17 protein-coding genes and 1 pseudogene are annotated in these 22257 nt (G+C 71.2%); 7 read left to right on the top strand and 11 right to left on the bottom strand.

Annotated features, from left to right (window positions below; all coding sequences use genetic code 11):
• Nucleotides 1-147: 147 nt before the first annotated feature.
• The gene (locus tag ACTXG6_RS42865) at nucleotides 148-1920 is read left to right on the top strand and encodes an ABC transporter ATP-binding protein (RefSeq protein WP_445185029.1); all 1773 of its coding nucleotides are present in this window, start codon (nucleotides 148-150) and stop codon (nucleotides 1918-1920) included.
• On the opposite strand, the gene ACTXG6_RS42860 is transcribed toward ACTXG6_RS42865, so the two are convergent.
• The 6 genes from ACTXG6_RS42860 to ACTXG6_RS42835 all read right to left on the bottom strand — a co-directional run bounded on the left by ACTXG6_RS42860 (nucleotide 1911) and on the right by ACTXG6_RS42835 (nucleotide 6098).
• Complete coding sequence (locus ACTXG6_RS42860) at nucleotides 1911-2798, bottom strand: hypothetical protein (protein ID WP_445185028.1); 888 nt, start codon at nucleotides 2796-2798, stop codon at nucleotides 1911-1913. The two genes, ACTXG6_RS42865 and ACTXG6_RS42860, sit on opposite strands and share 10 nt — an antisense overlap.
• 130 nt (nucleotides 2799-2928) lie before the next feature.
• Nucleotides 2929-3354: a lasso peptide biosynthesis B2 protein gene (locus ACTXG6_RS42855; RefSeq protein ID WP_445185027.1), complete on the bottom strand. Its 426-nt coding sequence runs from the start codon at nucleotides 3352-3354 to the stop codon at nucleotides 2929-2931.
• Nucleotides 3351-4394: an asparagine synthase-related protein gene (locus tag ACTXG6_RS42850; RefSeq protein ID WP_445185026.1), complete on the bottom strand. Its 1044-nt coding sequence runs from the start codon at nucleotides 4392-4394 to the stop codon at nucleotides 3351-3353. Before ACTXG6_RS42850 ends, ACTXG6_RS42855 begins: the two co-directional genes overlap by 4 nt.
• A gap of 170 nt (nucleotides 4395-4564) precedes the next feature.
• Nucleotides 4565-4816, bottom strand: coding sequence for a PqqD family protein (locus tag ACTXG6_RS42845; protein WP_445185025.1), 252 nt, complete (start codon nucleotides 4814-4816; stop codon nucleotides 4565-4567).
• Between the two features lie 258 nt (nucleotides 4817-5074).
• Complete coding sequence (locus ACTXG6_RS42840; protein WP_445190275.1) at nucleotides 5075-5365, bottom strand: endonuclease/exonuclease/phosphatase family protein; 291 nt, start codon at nucleotides 5363-5365, stop codon at nucleotides 5075-5077.
• Nucleotides 5247-6098 carry a hypothetical protein gene (locus ACTXG6_RS42835; RefSeq protein ID WP_445185024.1) on the bottom strand — a complete coding sequence of 284 codons (852 nt, stop codon included), beginning with the start codon at nucleotides 6096-6098 and terminating at the stop codon, nucleotides 5247-5249. The genes ACTXG6_RS42840 and ACTXG6_RS42835 overlap by 119 nt, the downstream gene beginning before the upstream one ends.
• Before the next feature lie 167 nt (nucleotides 6099-6265).
• On the opposite strand from ACTXG6_RS42835, the pseudogene ACTXG6_RS42830 reads away from it, so the two are divergent.
• Together ACTXG6_RS42830 and ACTXG6_RS42825 are read left to right on the top strand one after the other, a co-directional pair.
• Nucleotides 6266-6367: pseudogene (locus tag ACTXG6_RS42830) on the top strand (DUF5130 family protein); the annotation flags it as partial.
• A 106-nt stretch (nucleotides 6368-6473) separates the two neighbouring features.
• Nucleotides 6474-6659 carry a hypothetical protein gene (locus ACTXG6_RS42825; protein ID WP_445185023.1) on the top strand — a complete coding sequence of 62 codons (186 nt, stop codon included), beginning with the start codon at nucleotides 6474-6476 and terminating at the stop codon, nucleotides 6657-6659.
• A gap of 73 nt (nucleotides 6660-6732) precedes the next feature.
• Here ACTXG6_RS42825 and pepN read toward each other — a convergent pair whose 3' ends face one another.
• Complete coding sequence (gene pepN, locus ACTXG6_RS42820) at nucleotides 6733-9330, bottom strand: aminopeptidase N (RefSeq protein ID WP_445185022.1); 2598 nt, start codon at nucleotides 9328-9330, stop codon at nucleotides 6733-6735.
• Between the two features lie 183 nt (nucleotides 9331-9513).
• Between pepN and ACTXG6_RS42815 the strand changes: the two genes are divergently transcribed.
• Nucleotides 9514-10143 (top strand): mycothiol-dependent nitroreductase Rv2466c family protein, encoded by a 630-nt coding sequence (locus tag ACTXG6_RS42815; protein WP_445185021.1) that lies wholly within the window; start codon nucleotides 9514-9516, stop codon nucleotides 10141-10143.
• A gap of 150 nt (nucleotides 10144-10293) precedes the next feature.
• Nucleotides 10294-12012 (top strand): serine/threonine-protein kinase, encoded by a 1719-nt coding sequence (locus ACTXG6_RS42810; RefSeq protein ID WP_445185020.1) that lies wholly within the window; start codon nucleotides 10294-10296, stop codon nucleotides 12010-12012.
• Between the two features lie 22 nt (nucleotides 12013-12034).
• On the opposite strand, the gene ACTXG6_RS42805 is transcribed toward ACTXG6_RS42810, so the two are convergent.
• Together ACTXG6_RS42805 and ACTXG6_RS42800 are read right to left on the bottom strand one after the other, a co-directional pair.
• Nucleotides 12035-14038 carry a S9 family peptidase gene (locus tag ACTXG6_RS42805; RefSeq protein WP_445185019.1) on the bottom strand — a complete coding sequence of 668 codons (2004 nt, stop codon included), beginning with the start codon at nucleotides 14036-14038 and terminating at the stop codon, nucleotides 12035-12037.
• On the bottom strand, nucleotides 14035-15819 hold the full coding sequence (locus tag ACTXG6_RS42800) for an N-acetylglutaminylglutamine amidotransferase (protein ID WP_445185018.1): 1785 nt from the start codon (nucleotides 15817-15819) through the stop codon (nucleotides 14035-14037). Before ACTXG6_RS42800 ends, ACTXG6_RS42805 begins: the two co-directional genes overlap by 4 nt.
• 138 nt (nucleotides 15820-15957) lie before the next feature.
• Here ACTXG6_RS42800 and ACTXG6_RS42795 point away from each other — a divergent pair, with 138 nt between their 5' ends.
• Both ACTXG6_RS42795 and ACTXG6_RS42790 read left to right on the top strand, forming a co-directional pair.
• Nucleotides 15958-16851, top strand: coding sequence for an MBL fold metallo-hydrolase (locus ACTXG6_RS42795; RefSeq protein WP_445185017.1), 894 nt, complete (start codon nucleotides 15958-15960; stop codon nucleotides 16849-16851).
• Nucleotides 16848-18041 (top strand): carboxylesterase/lipase family protein, encoded by a 1194-nt coding sequence (locus ACTXG6_RS42790; protein ID WP_445185016.1) that lies wholly within the window; start codon nucleotides 16848-16850, stop codon nucleotides 18039-18041. The genes ACTXG6_RS42795 and ACTXG6_RS42790 overlap by 4 nt, the downstream gene beginning before the upstream one ends.
• Here the strand turns inward: ACTXG6_RS42790 and ACTXG6_RS42785 are convergent.
• Together ACTXG6_RS42785 and ACTXG6_RS42780 are read right to left on the bottom strand one after the other, a co-directional pair.
• Complete coding sequence (locus tag ACTXG6_RS42785) at nucleotides 18031-19017, bottom strand: hypothetical protein (protein ID WP_445185015.1); 987 nt, start codon at nucleotides 19015-19017, stop codon at nucleotides 18031-18033. The genes ACTXG6_RS42790 and ACTXG6_RS42785 overlap by 11 nt on opposite strands.
• A gap of 291 nt (nucleotides 19018-19308) precedes the next feature.
• On the bottom strand, nucleotides 19309-21870 hold the full coding sequence (locus ACTXG6_RS42780; protein ID WP_445185014.1) for a glutamate--cysteine ligase: 2562 nt from the start codon (nucleotides 21868-21870) through the stop codon (nucleotides 19309-19311).
• Nucleotides 21871-22257: the final 387 nt, after the last annotated feature.

Genomic DNA, 22257 nt, shown 5'->3' with positions numbered 1-22257 from the left:
GACTCTGGTGAGTTCACAATCTTACCCATATTCTGCTGAGAGGGATAGACTGGAGCCCGATAATCTCTCCGTCAAGTTCGGTCGGACCGTCGTTTTATTCTCAATTATGATGATGCGCTCCTATTTCTGATTTCCTACCATCAATTGGTGCGTCTGCCCCGAGTTACCCGCGCGACGACGCTCGGCCTGGTCGCCTCCGCCGCGAGAGAAGTCCTCGTTGCCGATCGGCGCGGCACCATGGTCGCCGCGGCGCTTCAGCTAGTTGGCGCCGCCGCCGCGCTCGGCGTGGTCGCCACGGCGAAACTCACCCTTGATGCGCTCCTGCAACCCGACCGGGCCGCGCTCGGGTTCGGCCCCGCACTGATCGTGCTGGCCCTGGCGACCGGTCTTGCCGGCTCGGTCACCTCGCTGCAGGCGCAGCAGCTCCGCCTGCTCGGTGAGAGGGTGTCCCAGCGGGTATGGGATTTAGTCCTCGACACAACGGCGCGCGCCGACCTGATCACGTACGAGTCCTCCGGATTCGCCACCGCGCTGGAGCGGGTCCAGAGTCACGCGGTGACCAGCCCGTTCCTTGCGACGGCTGGCCTGGTCGGGCTGGTCGGCGGGATGCTCGGAGTGATCGCGCTGTCCGCCATGCTGATCGGAATCGAGCCGCTGCTGGTACCGATCCTGCTCTCGGCCGGACTTCCGGCAGTGTTGCTGTCCAGGAGGGCGAGCCGCACCGAGTTCGACTTCGCGCACCGAATGACTGCCGCCCATCGCCGCCGGGGCTACCTCCGCCAGCTGCTGAGCCTCCGTCCCTACGCGGCGGAGTTGCGTGCGTTCGGCTCGACCGGCGCACTCCGGGCGCGCCACCAGGAGCTCAACGACGAGTATGTCGCGCAGCTGCGCACTCAGGTCCGCCGCCGCCAGGTGATTGCGACGCTCACCGTCCTCGGAGTGGCTGCGGCGCTCACCGTCGCCCTTCTGGCGATTGTCGAACTGGTACACCGAGGCCGAATTGATCCGGCCCAGGCCGGTGCCGCGGCAATAGCAGTACGGCTGCTCAGCGGGCAGCTGAGCACGATATTTGCGGGGGTATCCGGACTAGTCGAGGCCGCCCCGTTCCTTGCCGACCTCGATCGTTTCGCAATGTGTCCGCCGACGCTATCGCCGAAAGGACGAAAGCGCCCGCTGACACTCGGTCTGCGTCTCGACGGGATCACCTTCCGTTATCCCGAAGAGAGCCGTCCGGCGGTCGATCGAGTGGACATCGAGATAGGGGCCGGCGAGGTCGTGGCCTTGGTCGGCGAGAACGGTTCAGGGAAGACGACGCTTGCGAAGATCGTAGCTGGGCTCTACGACCCGGAGAGCGGGTCCCGTCGTTGGGACGGTGAGGCCCTGGCCGCGTCCGACATCAGGGCGTCCGTGAGCGTGATACTCCAGGACTTCGTTCGGTACCAGATGACGTTTCGCGACAACATCGCCATCAGCGACGGGGATCGGATGGTGAGCGAGGAGAACGTAATTGCGGCCGCCCGCCGAGCTGGCGCCCTCGCGGCGGTGCGGGACGCGCCCGACGGCATCGACACCATGCTGGGCCGCGATCTCGACGAAGGGGTGGACCTCTCGGGCGGACAATGGCAGCGGGTGGCGCTCGCCAGGGCCCTGCTCCGGGACACGCCGCTGATCGTCCTCGATGAGCCCACCGCGGCACTTGATCCCCGGGCCGAGCACGAGCTGTTCACCGATGTGCGTGCGGTGTTGGGCGGGCGCGCGGCGTTGCTCATCTCGCATCGGTTCTCCAGTACCCGCACGGCTGACCGGATCTACGTGATGGATGGTGGCCGGGTCGTCGAATGCGGCACGCACGACGAACTGATCGCTCGCGGCGGACAATATGCCGACCTGTACCGGTTGCAGTCCTCCGCCTACCGCTGAAGCGCCGCACCACCGACCGCGTCGGGGGTCCGCACGCCCTGCCGAAGGTCGGTTACGCCCCGACCCGTGGCCAGCACACCGTCCATGACGGAGGCGAGCGTGTCCGGCCGGAATGGCAGCCCCAGGGGCAGGGTCGCCTCGAAGACCGGCACCCGATCGACGAGATCGCCGAGAGCCTGGAACGTGTGACTCATCGACTCGGGTTCGCGCCAGCCCACGATCTTCGGGAACCGGATCAGTTGCCGCAGCGCGGTCAGCGGGTTCAACCGGCGCACCGACGCCCGGCTGGCGTCGGGGCAGACCCACGGAATCACGCAAGCGGCGAGCGGCACCGGTCCGCTGACTCGGCGGGCTGACCTCACGGCCAGGCGGCCGTCCGCGGTGTGCCGGACCGCTGAGGCCGGACCCGTTTCGGCCAGCGCTCGGGCGCCGAGACGCAACCGGCTCTCCACCGCGCCGGGGTACACGATCACCTGGCCGTCCGGCTCGACCTCGACGCGCATGACGTCGTCGGTCACCAGCTCGGCGCCCGCGCCGCAATAGGCGGCCGCCAGCGTCGATTTGCCCATGCCCGAGGCGCCGATGAAGGCCACCACACCGTCGCCACCGCGCACCGCGCTCGCGTGCAGCACGAGGTGATGACGCAGGGTGAGATGCGCGGCCAGCAGGTTGCCACTGGCCAGCACACCGAGCAGGTTCGGGTCGACGCCCGGATGGAGCCTCGCGGTCACCTGGCTGAGGGTTCGATCGCCCACCAGCTCGCACAGGCCCGGATAGCGCAGGACAATCCGGTCGCCGGTTCGCCCGAAGCTGTAGACGGGGGCGCCGTCGCGGTCGAGATCGGCGAGCCGACACCCAGGGGCCGGCTCGTTCGGCACCGGCTCATCGCTTCCCAACCGAAGAGTGAGGTCAGGACGCCCGCCCGGCGAGCCGGTGGGGGGCAATGCGAGCTCGACCTCGCTGGAAACCACGAGGCCGTGCGCACGGTACTGGTGCCACACCGTCAACTCACCGCCCGACCGAGCCGAGGACCGCGAAGTCCGCCGCCGAGGGGTCGAACGTGGTTCCGTTGAGCTCGAGCCAGGAATGGGCGACGAACGCTCCATCGGAAGCACGCTCCACCCCGATCCGCAGGACGGGTCCCAACCGGCGCAGTCGATGACCCAGCAGCAGGCACCGCCGCAGGCAGGTGTCGCCGGCGGGCCAGTGCGACGCGACGATGAGCACGCCGCGAACCGCTTGCCGGGTCCGTCCCGCGAGGACGACCGGTTCGGTTGCCGGCGGCGCGCCGCTGTCGAGGTCGAGGGCCAACCCCAGCCTGTGGCACATCCTTGGGAGGTTGCTTGCGCGCAAGCTGAGCTCGATGAATGCCATCGGAAGGAGTGCCCGGGCCATCTCCCAGGCCACCTGGGCGCGCCGGACGAGCGGGCTCATGGTGCACCCGCGCCGCTCGCCAACCAGGCTTGTTGCAGGAGCATGGCGGTTGTTCCCGGCGGCACCTGGGACAGCCAGGCGGCGCGCAGCCGGTCGGCGTCGACCAGGTTGTCATCCACACCGCTCCCATCCCAGGTACGGGCGAACTCGCGGGATATCGGACCGAAACGGGACGCGTTGAACCAGGCTTTTTGCCCTCGACGAATGACGGCGTCCGGAAGCAAGCCGTCGGCGAGCAGCCGGATTGCTCCGGTGCGGGTCACGCCTCCCCAACGGTCCCCGAACGCGGCCCAGCATTCGACGAAGGGGCCCGAGCCCAACGGCTCCACCAACCGGCAATCGTGGTCGGCGCTGATCCGCGCCCTGGTCAGGTTGCTGATTGCCACCGCCCGGGGCGCGACGGCCGCCCACACACTGCGGTCCCACCGCAATGGTTGCCACCCCATCCGTTTCGCCTCCCGCACCGCGTCACGCACGCCCGGCCTCAGCCAGGGGGCATGGCGCCGCTCGGTGCCCCCCAGTAGCTGATTCCACCGCGGCGCCGCCGAGGCAAGGACCAACCGCCAGTCGTCGCGGCTCATCCCCCGGGCCCGCCGACGCAGCACTGCGCGGAGCACAGCTGTCCGATGGTCGCCGAGCACCTCATCGCCGCCGTTGCCGGTGACCAGTGAACCGCCGGCCGCGTGGTGGGCGAGCAGTACTGTGTTGCCGAGCCCAGCCGGAAAGGTCGGCCGTCCGTGCGCCCGCACCCGCGGGGCCGCGAGTGGCCCGACGATGTCCAGCTCGGTGGTGATGTCTCGGCGGATCCACTCCATGCGCAAGCCCGTACGACGGAGGTGATCGACAACCAGTTCCTGCCAGGAGGACTCTTCGGCGGCCGGATCGCCGGGATATCGGAACGTCAGGGCAATCGGTGGTTCCAGGCCCTCCCGCGCGGCCAGGTCCGCCGCGACGGCTAGCAGCAATGAGGAGTCGCGGCCTCCGGAGAACGCCAGCACGCACGGTGTGTGCAGCAGAGCCGGTCGCAGCTCGTCCCGCAAGACACGTACCGGGTCCGGATCCACCCACGCGGGTGGCGGTATTGGCGACTGCGTTCCCAGCGGCCACCCGACGGCGACCTCGTGCGCCGAGATTATTGGCAGTCCGGTCGGGCCCAACGGCAATGAACTCGCGTGCCGGACGCGTGTGGAAGGCGAGCTGGAGCGCTCGCTCACGTGAGCAGCTCGGAGGTTCGCAGTCGCTCGATGAATGCCGCAATGTCCCGGCGGGCGTCGGTCGGGTCCACCTCGTACTCGGTGACGACGGCGTGCACGAGGTCGTCGAACGAGGTCTCCTCGCCGAGAAGCTCGAGTATTCTGGTGCCGACACCAGTGATCGTGTAGTAGCGCGATGTGGGCAGACTGAGCACGATCGTCTCGTCACCCAACCTGCGCGTGGAGATGTCTGTCGCTCGCAGGCGCATGATGCCTCCATACTCGATGTCGTCATCGCCATGGACATCCGCGCATGGCCACTCGCGAAAGCGCCGTCCATGAGCCGACGTCTCTGGCTTCGGCGACCGCCAGTTGACAGTGGTGGGAAGCGCTCACCGAGCTGCTGAGAGATCGTAAGGATCAGGCCGCGGGCCCGGCCTCACCAAAAATGCGTATGGTGCCGCGACGGAGGGGGGCGCGACCGTCGCACCGTGGGCCGGCCGCCGGTGTGGTGAGCGCAGGATCGGTCAGCCCGGCAGCACCAGGCGGGCGAGCAGGGCGCGGTGGTCGCTGCCCGGGAGTTGGAGCACCCGCGCGTCCGCCGGGTGCACGCCGCCGGCGGTGAACACGTGGTCGATCTGCACGCCGAACCAGCGCGGCCAGGCCGTCGGCCAGGTGGACACAAGGCCGAGGCCGCGCTCAGCGGCGACGTCCTGGGCGCCGTCGGTCGCCGCCCGCAGCGCCGCGTGGTCCAGGGTGGCGTTCACGTCGCCCGCCACCACGTGCGGGCCGGCGTCCGGGCCGAGCAAGGTGCGCAGCAGCCCCAGGTCCTCGGCCCAGACGTGCATCCATCCGGACCGGGGTAGCGGTGTGCACCGCGACCACGCCTACCTCGCCCAGCACCCCGCCGCTGAGCCGCATCCACCGGAACCGGCCGCCGACGTCCAGCGGAGTGGTAGTGACGGCGCCCAGCCGAGCGCCCGCCAGCATCACAATGCCCATGCCGTCCCGCTCGCCGGGCCCAGTGGTCGCCCACGACCGGTAGCCCAGCCCGTCCAGAAGTGGGTCCAACCGGGACCGGAACCCCTCGCCGGCTTCGGGCATCACCACGACGTCCGGCCTCTCGGCCAATGCGGCTACGTCGGCCCGCCCGTGCAGCAGGTTGAACGACAGCACGCTCAGCTCCCGGCCGGGCGGCGGGGTCGGCCCGGTCACCGTCCGGGGCAGGACCGTGCCGACCGCCGCCACTCCGCCCACGGCCAGCGCGGCCGGCCAGTAGCGCCGCCGAAACAGCCCGGCCAGGGCGGCCAGCAGTAGCTGCCCGGCCGCGCCGACCGGGCGGAACGCCACCAGCTGGGCGAACGGGCTGACCGAGCCTTGGCCGAGCAGCTCCGGGGCCAGCCACAGCAGCGATGCACCGGCCAGCGGCACCCCGACCAGCAGCGTCCGCAGTGGCCGGGCACGCCTCGGGATAGCGGGGGAGCGGGTCGCGGCACCTTCACAGCCTAAGGAGCCTGCCCCGAGGCCGCCCGGCCCTGGGGTGATCGTCACGTCCCACCTGGTGCGGCCGAGACCACTCGGTCAACTACAACCATGCAGGCTGTGCTGGTTTAAGGGCGGTCCTGATGGCGCTGTACCGGCTGATCGCCCTGCTGGCCGCGGGTCGAGTTCTGGTCCGGCGCCCCCGCTGACGGCCCGGTTAGCCGTGGCGCTACCCGTCGTTGGTCGCCTCGTTCAACGAGGGCGACCTGATCGCCGGTCTGCTATCCGGCCTGCAGATGCTCTCCGACCAGGCCTGCGCCCCGCCCCACAGCCACTGACCCTCACCGTGTCGCGGGATACTCAGCTTTGGCGAGTTGCCCGGTGCCCGGTCGGCCCATACTTCAGCCGCCAGATCGGTCACGAGGGTGCGGGAGGTTGGGTCCCATGGACTTCGACGAGACTGTCGCCGTGTCCGAGGTTCGGGTACTGCCGCCGAGGCAGTTCGGCAGGCAGTCGCCAGCCTCGCCCTGGGTGTTGCGACCGCGCGGACGCCGGTTCGACGAACCCGCGGACCGGGTGGACGGCGGTCCGCGACAGCTCGCGGACAACGTCGTGCTCGGCTACGACTAGCGTCTGCTCCCTCGGGAGCGATCCGGCGCCGCGGCACCCGATGACGCGCGGGTGCGCGGCGCCGGACCTCGGCTCAGCTCTGGTCGAACTCCCGGGCGGCCAGTGCGCGGATCACGCCGGCGCGCCCCTCACTCACCAACCGGTGCAGCGCCGGCGGGTGTTCCGCGCCGTTGAGCCAGGTGTCGGCGGCGTCGACCGTGTGCTTGTCCACTGCCCAGGACGGGAACAGGCCTAGCACCACCGACTGGGCCCGTTCGCTGGTCCGGCGTTGCCATACGTCGGAGACCTCGGCGAAGTAGCGGTCCACGTACTCGGTGAGTAGGCCGCGCTGCGCCGGATGCGAGAAGCCGGAGATGATCGCGTCGTTGACCGCGTTGGGCAGGTCGTCGTCGTGTACCGCGCGCTGCCAGGCTCGTTCCTTGGCCTCGGGTGTGGGGATCAGGGCGCGGGCCCGCTCGGCCTGTCGTTCGCCGGCGGAGGTGGCGTCGCGCTGGTGCTCGGCGACGATCTCGGCCTCGCCGGCCGCGCCGTGTGCCACCAGGGCCTGCAGCAGTCGCCAGCGCAGGTCGGTGTCTACGGTCAGCCCGTCGAGTACCTGTTCGCCGGAGAGCCAGCCGGCCAGCACGTCGAGCTTGGGCTGGTCCAGGACGCCACCGGTCAGTGAGTTCACCGCGACCAGTTGGCGGTCCGAGCCCGGTTCGGCGTCGCGGGCCATCTGCAGCAGCGCGTCGGCGAGCAGTGGCCAGCCGGTGTCGGCGGCCCAGCCGGGTTCGGCGTAGGAGGCCACTGCGGTCTGGGCCTGCAGCAGCAGTCGCTGCACCACGCCGGACTCGCTGTCGCGCCCGGCGCCGCCGGCCACCAGGGTGGCGAAGTCGCGTGCCTTGAGCTCGGCGTCGCGGGTCATCTCCCAGGCGGCCGACCAGCACAGGGTGCGTGGCAGCGGCTCGGTGATGTCCGCGATGCGGTCAATCAGCACGGCCAACGAACCGGGGTCCAGCCGCAGCGCGCCGTAGGTCAGGTCGTCGTCGTTGACCAGCACCAGCTGCCCACGCGGGATGCCGAGCAGCTCGGGCACCTCGGTGCGCTCGCCGGACACGTCGACCTCGACCCGGTGGGTGCGGACCAGGTTGCCGTCCGCGTCGTCGTCGTAGATGCCGACCGCCAGCCGGTGCGTGCGCAGCTCGCCGGCGCCGGGGCGGGCGCCGCCCTGGCGCACCGCGAAGGCGGTGAACGTGCCGTCGTCGCCGACCGTGAAGTCGGGTCGCAGCAGGTTCAGCCCGGTGGTGCGCAGCCATTGCCGGCCCCAGTCGGACAGGTCGCGGCCGGAGGAGCGCTCCAGTGCGCCGAGCAGGTCGTCGAAGGTGGCGTTGCCCCACTTGTGCGCCTCGAAGTAGCTGCGCAGGCCGGCCAGGAAGGGCTCCAGGCCGACGTAGGCCACCAGCTGCTTGAGGACCGAGGCGCCCTTGGCGTAGGTGATGCCGTCGAAGTTGACCTCGACGGCGGCCAGGTCGGGGATGTCGGCGGCCACCGGGTGGGTCGAGGGCAGCTGGTCCTGCCGGTACGCCCAGGACTTCTCCACGTTGGCGAAGGTGACCCAGGAACCGGTGTACTCGGTGGCGGTGGCCTGGCAGATCACTGAGGCCCAGGTGGCGAACGACTCGTTCAGCCACAGGTCGTCCCACCAGCGCATGGTCACCAGGTCGCCGAACCACATGTGCGCCATCTCGTGCAGCACGGTCTCCGCGCGCCGCTCGTAGAGGTACTTGGTGACCCGGGACCGGAAGACGTAGTCCTCCAGGAACGTCACCGCGCCGGCGTTCTCCATCGCGCCGGCGTTGAACTCCGGTACGAACAGCTGGTCGTACTTGCCGAACGGGTACCGGACGCCGAAGTTGGCGTGGTAGAAGTCGAAGCCCTGCTTGGTCTCGGTGAACAGCCGCTCGGCGTCCATGTGCCCGCCGAGCGAGGACCGGCAGTAGATGCCGAGCGGGATGACTCCGTCAGCGTCGCGGTACTCGTCGTGCCAGCTCTGGTACGGGCCGGCGATCAGCGCGACGAGGTAGGTGCTGATGATCTCGCTGGTGGCGAAGCGGTGGGTGACGGCGCCACTGGAGCCGCTGGCTGTGCTCGATTCGATGACCGCATTGGAGATGACCTTCCAGTCCGGCGCGGCGGTGACCGTCAGCTGGTAGCGGCCCTTGAGGTCGGGCTGGTCGAAGCAGGTGAACATCCGCTTCGCGTCGGCCGTCTCGAACTGGGAGTAGAGGTACACCGCCGAATCGACCGGGTCGACGAACCGGTGCAGCCCTTCGCCGGTGTTCATGTAGCGGCAGTCCGCGGTGACGGTGAGCTCGTTGCTCGCCGCCAGCTCGGGCAGCGCGATGCCGTCCTCTTCGAGGTAGCCGGACACGTCCAGTTCGGTGCCGTTCAGCACGGCGGACCGCACGCCGGCGGCCACGATGTCGATCCAGCTGCTGGCGCCGGGGCGGGTGCAGTCGAAGCGCACCGTCGTGGTGCTGGTGAACGTGGTGGCGCCTGGGTGGCCGGCGCCGTCGGTGAGGTCCAGCTCGATGGCGTACTCGATCGCGCAGAGGGCTGCTGCCGAGTCGGTGCCGGTAATCAGCGCGGCGCGCTGCTCGGCCGCGGTGCGGGTCAGGTTGGGGGCGGCCATGTTGTGCCTGAATCTCCCTGTGGGTCTGGACTGGTGCTCTTAGGCGCGATCAAACCACGTGCGGCGGTGTGGGGTGGACCGAGTTGTCCCTCCCGGCCGCGGCGCCCAGCGGCGGAACATCTCACCGCGCCGGGTTGTTGAGCGTTGTCACAGGGAGATCCGACCATCGGGAGGCCGCGTCAGATGACCACCAGTGCCGACAGCACCACCACCGCCAAGGTCGATTTCTGGTTCGACCCACTCTGTCCGTGGGCGTGGTTGACCTCGCGCTGGATGCTCGAGGTCCGCGAAGTTCGTGATATCGACCTGCAGTTCCACGTGATGAGCCTGTCCGTGCTGAACTCCGACCGGGAGGGCCTGCCGGAGCAGTACAAGGAGCTGCTTTCCAAGGGCTGGGGCCCGGTGCGGGTGTGCATCGCCGCGGCCAAGGAGCGTGGCCCGGAGATCCTGGAGCCGCTCTACACCGCGATGGGCACCCGGATCCACAACGGTGGCAACAAGGAATTCGACGTCGTCATCAAGGAGGCGCTGGCCGAGCTGGACCTGCCGGCGTCGCTGGCCGAGGCCGCCGACAGCACCGATTTCGACGAGGAGCTCAAGGCCAGCCACCACGCCGGGATGGACCCGGTCGGGCTGGACGTCGGCACCCCGACCATCCACGTCGACGGAGTGGCCTTCTTCGGTCCGGTGATCTCCAAGGCGCCCAAGGGGGAGCAGGCCGGCCAGGTCTTCGACGCGGCCCGCACGCTGGCCGGGTTCCCGCACTTCTTCGAGCTGAAGCGGACCCGGACGGAGTCCCCGGACTTCAACTGATCTAGCGTCCGCCCGGTCTGTGGGGTCTGTCACAGCTCACCCGGTCAGGATCAAACATTGCCTGGCCGGGTGAGCATGGCGGCCCCGGCGGCGCGCGGATAACGCCGGTACTCACCGAGGGTCGCCCTCGATCGGAATACGCTGTCCGAGATGTCTTCGATCGGTGATGCCAGCACATTGGTGCTCGCCCAGCGCTACCGCCTGGACGAGCGGGTCGGTGCTGGCTCCATGGGCGCGGTATGGCGCGCCACCGACGAGCTGCTCGGGCGCACCGTCGCGGTCAAACAACTGCTGCTGCAACCGGGTGCGCCGGGCTTCGACGCGCAGGGCCAGGCCTACGACGAGGCCCGCCAGCGGATCCTGCGCGAAGGTCGCCTCGCCGCGCGGCTGCAGCACCCGCACGCCATCGCGGTCTTCGACGTCGTGCTGCACGACGACGCCCCGTGGCTGGTCATGGAGTACCTGCCGTCGCGCACCCTCGGCGCGCTGCTGAACACCGAGGGGCCGCTGGACCCGCGCCATGCCGCCGACATCGGCCGCCAGATCGCGGACGGTCTCGCCGCCGCGCACGCGGCCGGCATCGTGCACCGCGACATCAAGCCGGGCAACGTCCTGATCGGCGCCGACGGCATCGTGAAGATCACCGACTTCGGAGTGTCCCGGGCCGCCGACGACGTCCAGCTGACCCGTACCGGGCTGATCGCCGGTACGCCGGCCTACCTGGCCCCGGAGACCGCGAGGGGGCAGAACCCGACCACCGCGTCCGACGTGTTCGCGCTGGGCTCCACGCTGTACACGGCGGTGGAGGGCGAACCGCCGTTCGGGCTGGACGACAACGCCTACGCGCTGCTCTACAAGGTGGGCGCGGGCACCATCCGGCCGCCCGAGCACGCCGGGCCGCTCACCGACGCGCTGCTGCGAATGCTGCGCGCCGACCCCGCCGACCGGCCGACCGCGACCGAGGCCAAGGCCGAGCTCGCCGCCGTGGCCGCCGGCCAGCAACCGCCGGGGCCGGCCGCCCCGCCGTCCCGGCCGTCCGCCGCGCCCCGCCGGCCAACCCCGGCGAAGGGCACCGGCGCCCGCAAGGGCCGGCGTAACAACCTCTCGGCCACCCGGGTGGACCTCGACTCGCTGCCGCCGACCGCGGCGTCCCCGCCGCCCGCGCGCTCGGACCCGGCCCTGCCCTCGCCGACCTGGCCGATCGCCGCGGTATCGCTGAGCGGGTCACCCGACCCCACGGATGCCGGGGCACCGGCCGCGGCGGCCGAACCGGTCGCGGCGCCGCCGGCGAGGAGCCGCCCGGATCCGGTCGAGCCGCCCCGTGACCGGCAAGACAGGCCGCGCCGGGCGTTCGGACCGTTCCGGCTCAGGAAGCCCACCCCGCCGATCTGGGCGCTGATCGCGCTGGTTGTGGTGGCGGTGGCGGCGGTGGCCACGCTGGCGGTCCTGCGCCGCGACGCACTGCCCGGGCTGGGCAGCATCGCGGCGGGGTCACCGCCGGCGTCCGCGAAGCCGTCCGCCGCGCCCCCGGTGAAGATCCGTCCGGACGGCCAGCCCACCGCGGCGGACCTGGAGAGCTTCATCCGGGGCTACTACGCGCTGCTGCCGGGCGACCCTGCCGCGGCCTGGGCCGAGCTCGGCCCCGCTGCCCAGTCGGCGTCGAACGGGTACCAGAGCTACCAGAGCTTCTACGCCGGACTGGACTCGGTCGGCTTCGCCGAGCAGCCGACAGCGGTCGACGGCAAGACGGTGCGCGCCACCCTGCGGTTCGTGCCGAAGAGCGGCGGCGAAAGCGTCGAGCGCTACCAGTTCACCGTGGTGCCCGGGCCGGACGGCACGCTGATCATGAGCTCGTTCGAGCGCGGCTGACCTGGCCGGGCCCGTCGGTCGGTTACGCGGTCTGCGAGTCGGCCTCGAGCAGGTGGTTGGTCAGCCAGTGGACCACCTCGCGGACGAAGGTGGCGCGGTTCGCGGTGCCGTGGATCTCGTGCCCCTCGTCCGGGAACAGCAGGAATCCGGGGGCCGCGCCGCGCTCCCGCAGCGCCTGCACCACCTGCTCGGCCTCCACCAGCGGCACGTTGGTGTCGTGCTCGCCATGCACCACCAGCAGCGGGGCCACCAGCCGCTCGATGCGGTGCAGCGGGGACAGCTCGCGCAACAGCTCGCGGTCCTGGTCGGGGTCGCCGTACTTGCTGGTGGCGGCGGTGGCGATCCACGGCTCGGTGTAGGCGAAGAAGGTCTCGAGGTCGGCCATGCCGCAGATGTCCACGCCGACCCGGAACAGCTCCGGGAAGTGCACCAGCGCGGCGAGGGTGAGGTAGCCGCCGTAGGACCGGCCGGCGATGCCGATCCGGTTCGGGTCGGCGAGCCCGGCGGTGATCAGGAACCTGGCCGCCTCGGCCACGTCGGTGATCGCCGCGAAGCGCAGCTCGCCATTGTCCGCGTTCACGAAGCCGCGCCCGTAGCCGGACGAGCCCCGGACGTTGGGCGCGAACACGGCCACTCCGGCGGCGGCCAATGACTGCAGCAGCGGCGCGAAGGTGGGGCGTTCCTGTGCCTCCGGCCCGCCGTGCAGCCACAGCACCGTCGGCTGGTCGGTCTGCTGGGCGGCGGGGGAGGCGGTCGGACCGCTGCCCAGGCCGCCGTGCGGCGCGTACCACCAGCCGGACAGCTCCAGGCCGTCCTCGGTGGTGAAGCGCAGCGGTACCGGGTTGACCAGCTCGTCCGGTGACCAGCTCGGCGGCTCGGTCGGCGCGAGCCGCTCGAACTCGTCGGCGCCGGGCCGGCAGCGCACCAGGTGCGGCGGGGTGGTCGGCCCCTCGGCGCCGAGCAGCAGCCAGTTCCCGTCGGCGGAGAACGCACAGCTGGTGACGACCTCCGCCGGTGCCCGGAGTGCACACGTCAGACCGGCGTCCGGTTCGAGCAGCTCCACCTCGCTGCGGCCGTACTCGTTCCAGACCAGTGCGAGCCGGTCGCCGTGCCGGGCGAACAGGTCCAGGTCGGCGTCCAGACGGGCGGCCACCACCTTCGGCGTGGCCGAGCGTCGCGGACCGGTGCGGGTCACCGCCAGCTCCAGCAGCGCCGCCCGGTCCCGCCCGGAGTCGGTGTGCAGGTACAGCCGGGTGCCGCCGGCGGCGAACCGGGCGTCGGCCACCGTCGCGTCGGCCTCGGCCAGCAGCGGTACCCGGCGGCCGGACCAGACGTCCACCCAGAGCAGTTGGCGGGTACCCCGGCGGCCCACCCGGACCACCGCGTGCCGGCCGTTCGGGCTGAACGAGCAGACCACGGCGGCCGGCCCGGTGGCCAGCTCGGTGCGCCGGCCCGTCGCCGGGTCGACCGCGTAGGCGGTGCTGGCCCCGCCACCCCGGCGGCTGGCCTCCGTGATGCCGACCAGAGCACCGTCCGGCCGCCACGCGCCGAGCGTGCCGGCACCGCCGGGTCCGCCGGCCAGGGTGCGTTGCTCGGCACCGTCCGGGCGCAGCGCCAGCACCCGGGTCTGCTCACCGCCGAACGGGGCCAGCAGACACGTCAACCAGCGTCCGTCCGGCGACCAGCTCACCTGGCGGACCTGATCGGGTCCGGTGTCCAGCCGGACAGGCTCGCGGGGCTCACCGGGGCCGGCGAGCGAGAGGACCCAGAGCGCCGGCAGGCCGTCCCGGTCGGAGACGAAGGCCAACGATTGCCCGTCCGGGGACAGCGCCCCGCTGGTAGCGCTCTGCGCGGCGAGGCAGTCCGGCAGCGGGCGGATCGAGTGCAGCGGGTGGATCGGGCCACCGGAGTCCGGTTCGGCGAGCAGCTGAAGCCGGCGCCGGTCGGTGAAGGTGCTGACGGTGTTGTCGCCGGCCACCCTGTCGCCGGTCGCAAAGGTGTTGCCGGTTGCGCGGTTGTCGGTCACCCGATCCCCCTCTCCTGAAGCCACATTTCCAACAGTGCTACCTGCCACAACGCGTTGGAGCCCAACGTGGTGCGGTTCTCATTCGGGGCGGCCAGCAAACGCTGCAGGTAGTCCGTGCGGATCAACCCTCGGGCCTTGGCGGCGGGGTCGGTCACCGCGTCGCGGACCCGTTCCAGGAACCCCCCGGACAGGTGCCTGATCGCCGGCACTGGGAAGTACCCCTTGGGCCGGTCGATAATCGTGTCTGGCACCACACCCCGGCAGGCCTGCTTGAGCACGCCCTTCCCACCGGCGGCGAGCTTGAGCTCTGGCGGGCAGGCCGCGGCCAGCTCGACCAGCTCGTGGTCCAGGAACGGCACCCGGGCCTCGAGTCCCCAGGCCATCGTCATGTTGTCCACCCGCTTGACCGGGTCGTCGACCAGCATCACCGAGCTGTCCAGGCGCAGCGCGGCGTCCAGGGTGCGGGTCGCGCCCGGCGCGGCGAAGTGATCGGCGACGTACTGCCGGCTGGCATCGCGGGCCAGCAGCCGGTCCGGCTCCACGATAGCGGCAAGGTCGGCGTGCGGGCGGTCCACGAACACCCGGCTGTAGGCGTCCACCGCCTGGTCCCTGGGCACCTCGGCCAGCGGCGGGTACCAGTCGTAGCCGGCGAACACCTCGTCCGCGCCCTGGCCGGACTGCACCACGGTGACCGACTTCGCCACCTCGCCGGAGAGCAGGTAGAACGCCACGCAGTCGTGGCTGACCATCGGCTCGCTCATCGCCGCGATCGCCCGGTCCACCCCGGGCAGCAGCTTCTCCGACGGCACCATGATCTTCTGGTGGTCGGTGTCGAAGTGCTCGGCCACGATGTCGGAGTACTGGAACTCGTCGCCGGACTCCCCGCCGGTCGCCTCGAAGCCGACGCTGAAGGTGCGCAGCCCGTGCTGGCCGCTCTCCGCGAGCAGCGCGACGATCACGCTGGAGTCGATGCCGCCGGAGAGCAGCACACCCACCGGCACGTCGGCCACCATCCGCCGCTGCACCGCCCGGCGCAGCGTGCTCAGCACCTCGTCGGACCAGTCCTGGGCGGTCATGTCGGCGTCGCCGGCGCGGCGTTCGTGGCTCGGCGCCCAGTACCGGTGCTCGGTGCCGGTGCCGTCGGCCTTGAGCACGCGCACGGTGGCCGGCGGCAGCTTGCGCACCCCGGCCAGGATGGTGCGCGGCGCGGGCACCACGGAGTGGAAGCTCAGGTAGTGGTGCAGCGCCACCGGGTCGATGGAGGTGTCTACCTCTCCGGCCGCGAGCAGCGCGGGCAGGGTGGAGGCGAACCGCAGCCGGCCCGGTGTCTCGGACAGGTACAGCGGTTTGATGCCGAGCCGGTCCCTGGCCAGCACCACGGTGCCGGTGTCCCGCTCGGCGACCGCGAAGGCGAACATGCCGAAGAAGCGCTCGACGCAGGCCGTGCCCCAGCGGTGGTAGGCCTTGCCGATCACCTCGGTGTCGGAGCTCGAGAAGAACCGGTAGCCGGCCTTGGTGAGCTCCTCGCGCAGCTCGCGGTAGTTGTAGATGCAGCCGTTGAACACCACGGTGAGCCCGAGCTCCGGGTCGACCATGGGCTGCGCGGCCTTCTCCGAGAGATCGATGATCTTCAGTCGGCGGTGCCCGAGAGCGATCCGGCCGGACGAGAACAGGCCGTTGCCGTCCGGGCCGCGCGGCACCATGGTGTCGCACATCCGCGCCACGGCGGCGGCGTCAGCTGAGGCGCTGTCGAACCTGATTTCGCCCGCGATGCCGCACATCAATACAGCTTCGTCGCTCCATGTTTCCGCTGTGTGACATGGCGGAAATCGAGACCTCACCGAAGTGTGTGTTTCGCCGCGTTTAGCGTTTGTTCGACCGGTCCTGCGCGTGCGGGCCGGACCTACCAGACTGGCGCCATGGACACGATCACATTGGGCGACGTGGAGATCACCAGGGTGTTCGAGCGGCGGGTCGCCCGGATGCCCCGGGTGGTTGTCTTCCCGGACACCGATCCGGAGCTGTGGCGGCGCAACGCGGGCTGGCTCGAGCCGGACTTCTTCGACGCCGGCGCCGATGATGTGGTGTTCAGCATGCAGACCTGGGTGCTGCGCAGCGAGGGCCGGACGATCCTGGTCGACACCGGGGTCGGCAACGGCAAGGAGCGGCCCGCCATGCCGGCCTTCCATCGGCTGGACACCGACTTCCTGGACAGCCTGGCCGCCGCGGGAGTGCGGCCGGACGATGTCGACCTGGTGGTGTGCACCCACGTGCACGGCGACCACGTCGGCTGGAACACCTACCGGTCCGGTGACGAGTGGCTGCCGACGTTCCGCAACGCCCGCTACGTCATCTCCCGCGCCGACTTCGACTACTGGAACCCGGCGAACGGGCACTCGACCCGGTCCGGGCCGAGGATGGCGAACGTCTTCGAGGACAGCGTCGCGCCGGTGCACCGGTCCGGGCAGACGGTGCTCTGGGAGGACCACCACGACATCGACGCCAACCTGCGGCTGGATCCGGCGCCGGGGCATACCCCGGGCGCCGCGGTGCTCACCCTGCGCTCCGGGGCCGACCGCGCGGTGTTCGTCGGCGACCTGCTGCACACTCCGCTGCAGATCGTCGAGCCGGCGGTGAGCCCGTGCTTCGACGAGGACGAGGCGCTGTCCCGGGTGACGCGGCGGCGGGTTCTCGACTCGATCGTGGCCGACAACGCGCTGATGCTGCCGGCGCATTTCCCGGCCGCCGGCGCGGTCGAGGTGAGCCGGGACGGCGACGGGTACGCGATCAAGGGCTGGGCGGCGTTCCGGTGAGCGAACCGTCGGACCTGGTCCAGACCGCCTCCGGGACCGTGCGCGGCTGTGCCGGCGTGTTCTGGGACATTCCGTACGCCGCGCCGCCGCTGGGGGCCGGCCGGTTCGCCGCGCCGGCGCCGGCTCCCGGGTGGTCCGGGGTACGGGAGGCGACCCGGCCGGGCCCGAGCGCTCCGATGCCGGACCGGCGGTGGTTCGGCCGCCTCGACATGGGCCCGGTCATCCGCGGCTGGGTGCCCGGCGAGGACTACCTGACCGTCAACGTGTGGACGCCCTCGACCGAGGGGCGAGCGCCGGTGATGGTGTTCGTGCACGGGGGCGCGTTCCTCGCCGGCAGCGGGGCGGCGCCCACCTACAACGGAGCCGCGTTCGCCCGGGACGGCGTCGTGCTGGTCACGCTGAACTACCGGCTCGGCGTACCGGGCTGGCTGTCGCTGCCGGGTGCGCCGGAGAACCGGGGGCTGCTCGACGTGATCGCCGCGTTGCGCTGGGTGCGGGAGAACATCGCCGGCTTCGGCGGCGACCCGGGCCAGGTCACGCTGTTCGGGCAGTCGGCCGGCGGCATGATCGTCGGCGCGCTGCTGACCCACCCGGAGTCCGACGGGCTGTTCCGGCGGGCGATCAGCCAGAGCGGCGGGCTGCACGGGCTCAGCGCGGAGCGCGCCGACGGCGTCGGCAGCCAGCTGGCCGAGCTGCTGGGGACCGAGCACTCGGTGGAGGCCTTCGCCGCGATACCCGACGAGCAGCTCATCGCGGCGCTACCCAAGCTGGCGCCGGGCGGACTCGCCGGGCTGGCCCCGTTCGCGGTGGTGCTGGACCGGACCTCGGTGCGCCCTGACGTCGACCTGATCGTCGGCAACACCGCACAGGAGGCGCGGCTGTACCAGAACCCGGAGCGGGAGCGCGCGATCGACGACATGTTCCGCACCGCGAGCGATCGGCTGGCCACCGCGCACGGCGGCGCGCGCCGGTACCTGTTCGACTGGCGCGGCGGTCCCTACGGCGCCTGCCACACCACCGAGCTGCCCTTCGTCTTCGAGCAGACCGAGCTGCCGGCGTTCCGCGGCCCGGACGGCCTGCTCGGACCGGAGGTACCCGCCGGCCTGGCCGGGGAGCTGCACGGCGCCTGGGTCCGCTTCGCCACCACCGGCGAACCCGGCTGGCAGGGCGAGCACCGCTTCACCGGCTGATCGGATCCGGCTGGGTCGGTGGGGCATCGAGCAATGTCTGCAAGCATTCGAGCTCGGCTTTCGCCGTCGCGGCAACCTGTGGTTTCTCTTCCGGGGCCACGGCGTTCCAGCCACTCGCCATGCCGACCAGTCTGTCCAGACGGTTGCGTAGCTCGTGGTCGCGGTGGGCGACGCGGTCCAGCTCGGTCGAAGCGTCCCGTAGCTGTTCCTCGCGCTGGGTCAGGTCCTCGTGGGCCGTACCCAGTGAGTGAAGAGCCCAGGACACGAGCCCGAACAACACCAGGCACACGCCGATCAGACGACCGGTGGAAAACACCAGTCCCGGCATGGTGAGAGGTTGCGCGGGTTCGCTCACGACCCGGTAGAGGTGGGCCAGAGCCATCACCGTCACACCCAGACCCACCCGGGCCGACGGCAGCGCGGCCGCCCGCACCGACGGAGCCCGTCCCGGCGCCCAGAACGCCTGGGTGGTGAGAACCGCACCAGCGAGCACCCAGCCCACTACCACCGTGTAGCGGGGTGCGGCGTTGCCGCTGAATGCCAGTGCCCACCCCGGAGCCACGGCCGCCACCCCCACCGCGGCCGCGATGACCAGCATGGTGCTCCCGAACAGGACGAGAACGCTTGCACCCCGCAGACGTTGCGGTGGGCGGCAGGCGAGCAGGAGCACGATCACCACCAGGGCGTGCGAGGTGAGCCGGGCGAGGCCGATGCTGGCCCGAATGGATTCGAACGCGGAGCCGATCGCGGTGGTCGGAACCGCGACCAGCCCGTACAACAGCATGGCCGCACCGACCCACGCGACGCGCCGATCAGCCGACAACCGCGTCACCGCGGCCGCGGTGACCACTGCTGACCCCGCGACCGCGGCGGTCACCAGCGCCAGCATCACCGAGACCTGCGGGAGGATCTGACCCACCCGCGTGAGGTGATTGATCGCCAGCGCCAGCCCGGTCACTGCGGCGGTAGCGACCACGTCCCTGACCAACCCACGACGCACTCGACCAACCGGAGCCGCGCGATCAGGTGTCACGGGCAACAGCTCACGCATGCGCAATCCACCCTTCGAGGCCAAGTCCACACTCCCGAACCCGACTCCGTGAGGGCGGCGCTCCAGTGTCGATAGCTCTCAACCGACCACCCGAAATCGTGGCACATGCAGGCCGACTCGGGTGCTAAGGAGTGGCGTGATACCCGTTCGGCGGAGCAGGAGGGGTCTCACTGAGGATCCTGTACTTATCGCGTAGCCGGACCACTCGCGGGGAGGTCAGCGCAGGATCCAGGTGTCTTTCGCGCCGCCGCCGCGCGACGAGTTGACGATCATGCTGCCGGCCGGGGCCACCCGGGTCAGCGCGGCCGGCGCCACCTCCGGGCGCTCGCCGTTGAAGACGAACGCGCGCAGGTCCACCGCTCTGGGTTCGAGCCGGTCACCGGCGAAGGTGGGATGGGTGGACAGCTGCACGAGCTCCTGGGCCACCCAGCGGTCCGGTTCCGCCCGGATGTGTTCGCCGACCGCCGCGAGCTCGTCCGCCTCCGCATGCGGGCCGATCACGATGCCGACGCCGCCGTAGCCGTCCACCGGCTTGAGCACCAGCTCGTCGAGCCGGTTCAGCACCTCGGAGCGCTGTTCGGCGTCGGCGCAGTGGTAGGTCGGTACGTTGGCCAGCAGCGGCCGCTCGCCCAGGTAGTACTTGATCATCGCCGGCAGGTAGGCGTACACCGCCTTGTCGTCGCCGACCCCGTTGCCCAGCGCGTTCACCACGCTGACCGTGCCGTCCAGCATGGCCGCGCGCAACGCCGGGAACAGCGGCCGGCCGTCGGCCCCGTCGGAGGCGAGCAGCGTCTCTTCGTCCAACCGCCGGTAGAGCACGTCCAGCCGGCGTGGCTGCTCACCGGGCAGGCAGTGGTGGACGACGCCGTCGAGCACCGCCAGTTCGGCCGGCCTGATCACCGGCGCGCCCATGCTCTCGGCCAGTAGCTGGTGCTCGAACCAGGCCGAGTCGAACTCGCCGACGGAGAGCACCGCGACGGTCCCGTCCGGCCCGGCCTTCGGCGGCATGGCGGCCAGCAGCGTCTTGTACAGCAGCTCCGGCACACCCTCCACCGGGACCACCCCGGCCGGTGGCTCCAGCTCGGGCAGCACGCTGCGCACCAGGCGGCGGCTGGTGATCGCGTACCCGATGCCGGACGGCACCCGCAGGTTGTCCTCCAGCACCAACCACTCGTCGGCGCGGTCGCGCACCAGGTCGATGCCGCTGACCGCGGCTCGCGCCATGCCGGCCCTGGCCAGGCCGCCGTGCTCGCTCCAGCCGTGGGCCGGGCTGGCCAGCGACGCCGGCAGCACCCCGTCGGCGATCGCGGCCCGCTCGCCGTACACGTCGGCCAGGAACATCTCCAGCGCGCGGACCCGCTGGGTGAGGCCGGCCTGCAGGTTGGTCCAGTCGTCGGCGGTGACGATCCGGGGCACCAGGTCCAGCGGGAAGAGCCGGTCCTCGGCGTCGTCGCTGACGCGGAACGTGACGCCCCTGGCACGCTGCTCGGAGTCCCGCTCGGCCTCGCGCATCCGGATGCCGTCCAGCCCGAGCCGGTCCAGCGCACGGAACAGCCAGCCGTAGTGCGGCTGCACCCGACCGCCCGCGGCGACCACCTCGTCGTAACCGGAGACCTCGTAGCCGGCCAGCACCGAGGGCAACCGGGACGGTGCGGACTGCGGCGGGGTACGCGGCAGCGGCTCGCCCTGGGTCGCCGCCAGCAGCGTGTCCACCACGTCCTGGTACTCGCCGCGCAGCCCGAACGCCCTGCGCTGCCGGGCCGCCGCGCTGCCCCTGGCCAGTGCCACCTCGGCCAGTGCGTGCACCTGCGCCCAGTCGCCGGCCTCCTCCAGCGGGTCGCGGATCCGGTCCAGCAGCGTGCGCACCATGCTCTGCGGAGAGGCCAGCCGGGGCCCGCTGTCGCTGTACAGGTCGACCAGTTCGCTCTCCAGTCCGGCCCTGGCGGCGCGCCAGGTCGCCGCGCGCAGCAGCTCGTGCCGGATCGTCGGCGGCGGTGCGCCGGCGTCGATCTCCGTGCGGGCCGCGCTGACCAGCGCGCGGAACATGCCGGCGAGCAGCACCACGTCGTCCACCAGCGGGCAGGCATCGCAGATCCGCAGCTCCACGGTCGGCAGGTGCGCCGACGGGCGGACGTCGAAATAGACCATGCCGGGGTCGCTGATGGTGCCGGAGGCGACCAGGGCGGCGATCAGTGCGTCGTACTCGGCGGCGTCGGCCATCGGCCCCGGCGGCCCCGCGGTCGGCCAGCGCTGCCAGACCAGGGTCCGCGAGCTGGCGTAGCCCGAGTCGGCGCCCTGCCAGTAGGGCGAGCTGGCGGACAGCGCGAGCAGTACCGGCAGCCAGGGCGCCACCCACTGCACCACGCGGATCGCCAGGTCCCGGTCCGGTACGTCCACGTGGAACTGCACCCCGCAGATGTGCTGCTCGCGGGCCAGCATCTGGTACTCGCGCTGCATCAGGGCGTAGCGGTCGCCGTGCGAGACGTCGTTGTCGGAGGGGTTGGTCAGCGGGACGCTGCCCGCCGCCACCACTCCCAGCCCCAGCGGGTGGGCGGCGCCGGCCAGCTCGGCGCGCAGCCGGACGATCTCGACGCGCAGCTCGTCCAGGGTCCAGCAGGGCAGCGTGTTGGTCTCCACCAGCGATCGCTGCAACTCGGGGGAGAAGTGTTCCCCGCTGAGCCGCCCGAGCAGCGCGTCCACCTCAGGTGCCGCCCGCCGCGTGGCGAGGTCCACGACGTGGAACTCCTCCTCGATCCCGATCCGCGCCGTCCCACTCATGGGCGATCACAGGCGGAAGCCCTGTCCCGCGGAGCGCGCGAGTGGGCGCGCTCGAGACGCAGTGTGGGCATGCTCGGTTTGTGTGGAACCTGGCAGTCGAGCAGCTCAGTTATCGAGCTCACAGCCAACGGGTACCGGGTTACGTTGAACAAAGCAAGCAGCTGACCGAGGCACGTGCCGCGTTCGGCTGGTTGGCGGCCGGCAGCCAGACGGTGCAGCAACAGGCTCTGCGGGACTTCGACCAAGCCGTGGCGAACTGGCGTGGGGGAACGCACCGTCGGCCGGGGTGGCGCAACGGCGGATGGTCTCTGTTCGCCACCCGTATCGCGGCGAGAAATATTGCGGCCAGACGGGCCGTGACGGCGCGGGGAGCCACCGGGGTGCCGG

The organism is Pseudonocardia sp. Cha107L01 (assembly GCF_052566575.1).
The sequence above is the reverse complement of the archived record's forward strand: the minus strand, read 5'-3'. Positions and strand labels throughout refer to the sequence as shown.

Bases quoted from the DNA above. Each gene is read 5' to 3' on its own strand.
- ACTXG6_RS42825 (WP_445185023.1), top strand. From the start codon at position 6,474: ATGGACTTCGACGAGACTGTCGCCGTGTCCGAGGTTCGGGTACTGCCG.
- ACTXG6_RS42810 (WP_445185020.1), top strand. From the start codon at position 10,294: ATGTCTTCGATCGGTGATGCCAGCACATTGGTGCTCGCCCAGCGCTAC.
- ACTXG6_RS42815 (WP_445185021.1), top strand. From the start codon at position 9,514: ATGACCACCAGTGCCGACAGCACCACCACCGCCAAGGTCGATTTCTGG.
- ACTXG6_RS42780 (WP_445185014.1), bottom strand. From the start codon at position 21,870: ATGAGTGGGACGGCGCGGATCGGGATCGAGGAGGAGTTCCACGTCGTG.
- pepN (WP_445185022.1), bottom strand. From the start codon at position 9,330: ATGGCCGCCCCCAACCTGACCCGCACCGCGGCCGAGCAGCGCGCCGCG.
- ACTXG6_RS42845 (WP_445185025.1), bottom strand. From the start codon at position 4,816: ATGCGCCTGCGAGCGACAGACATCTCCACGCGCAGGTTGGGTGACGAG.
- ACTXG6_RS42800 (WP_445185018.1), bottom strand. From the start codon at position 15,819: ATGTGCGGCATCGCGGGCGAAATCAGGTTCGACAGCGCCTCAGCTGAC.
- ACTXG6_RS42855 (WP_445185027.1), bottom strand. From the start codon at position 3,354: ATGAGCCCGCTCGTCCGGCGCGCCCAGGTGGCCTGGGAGATGGCCCGG.
- ACTXG6_RS42795 (WP_445185017.1), top strand. From the start codon at position 15,958: ATGGACACGATCACATTGGGCGACGTGGAGATCACCAGGGTGTTCGAG.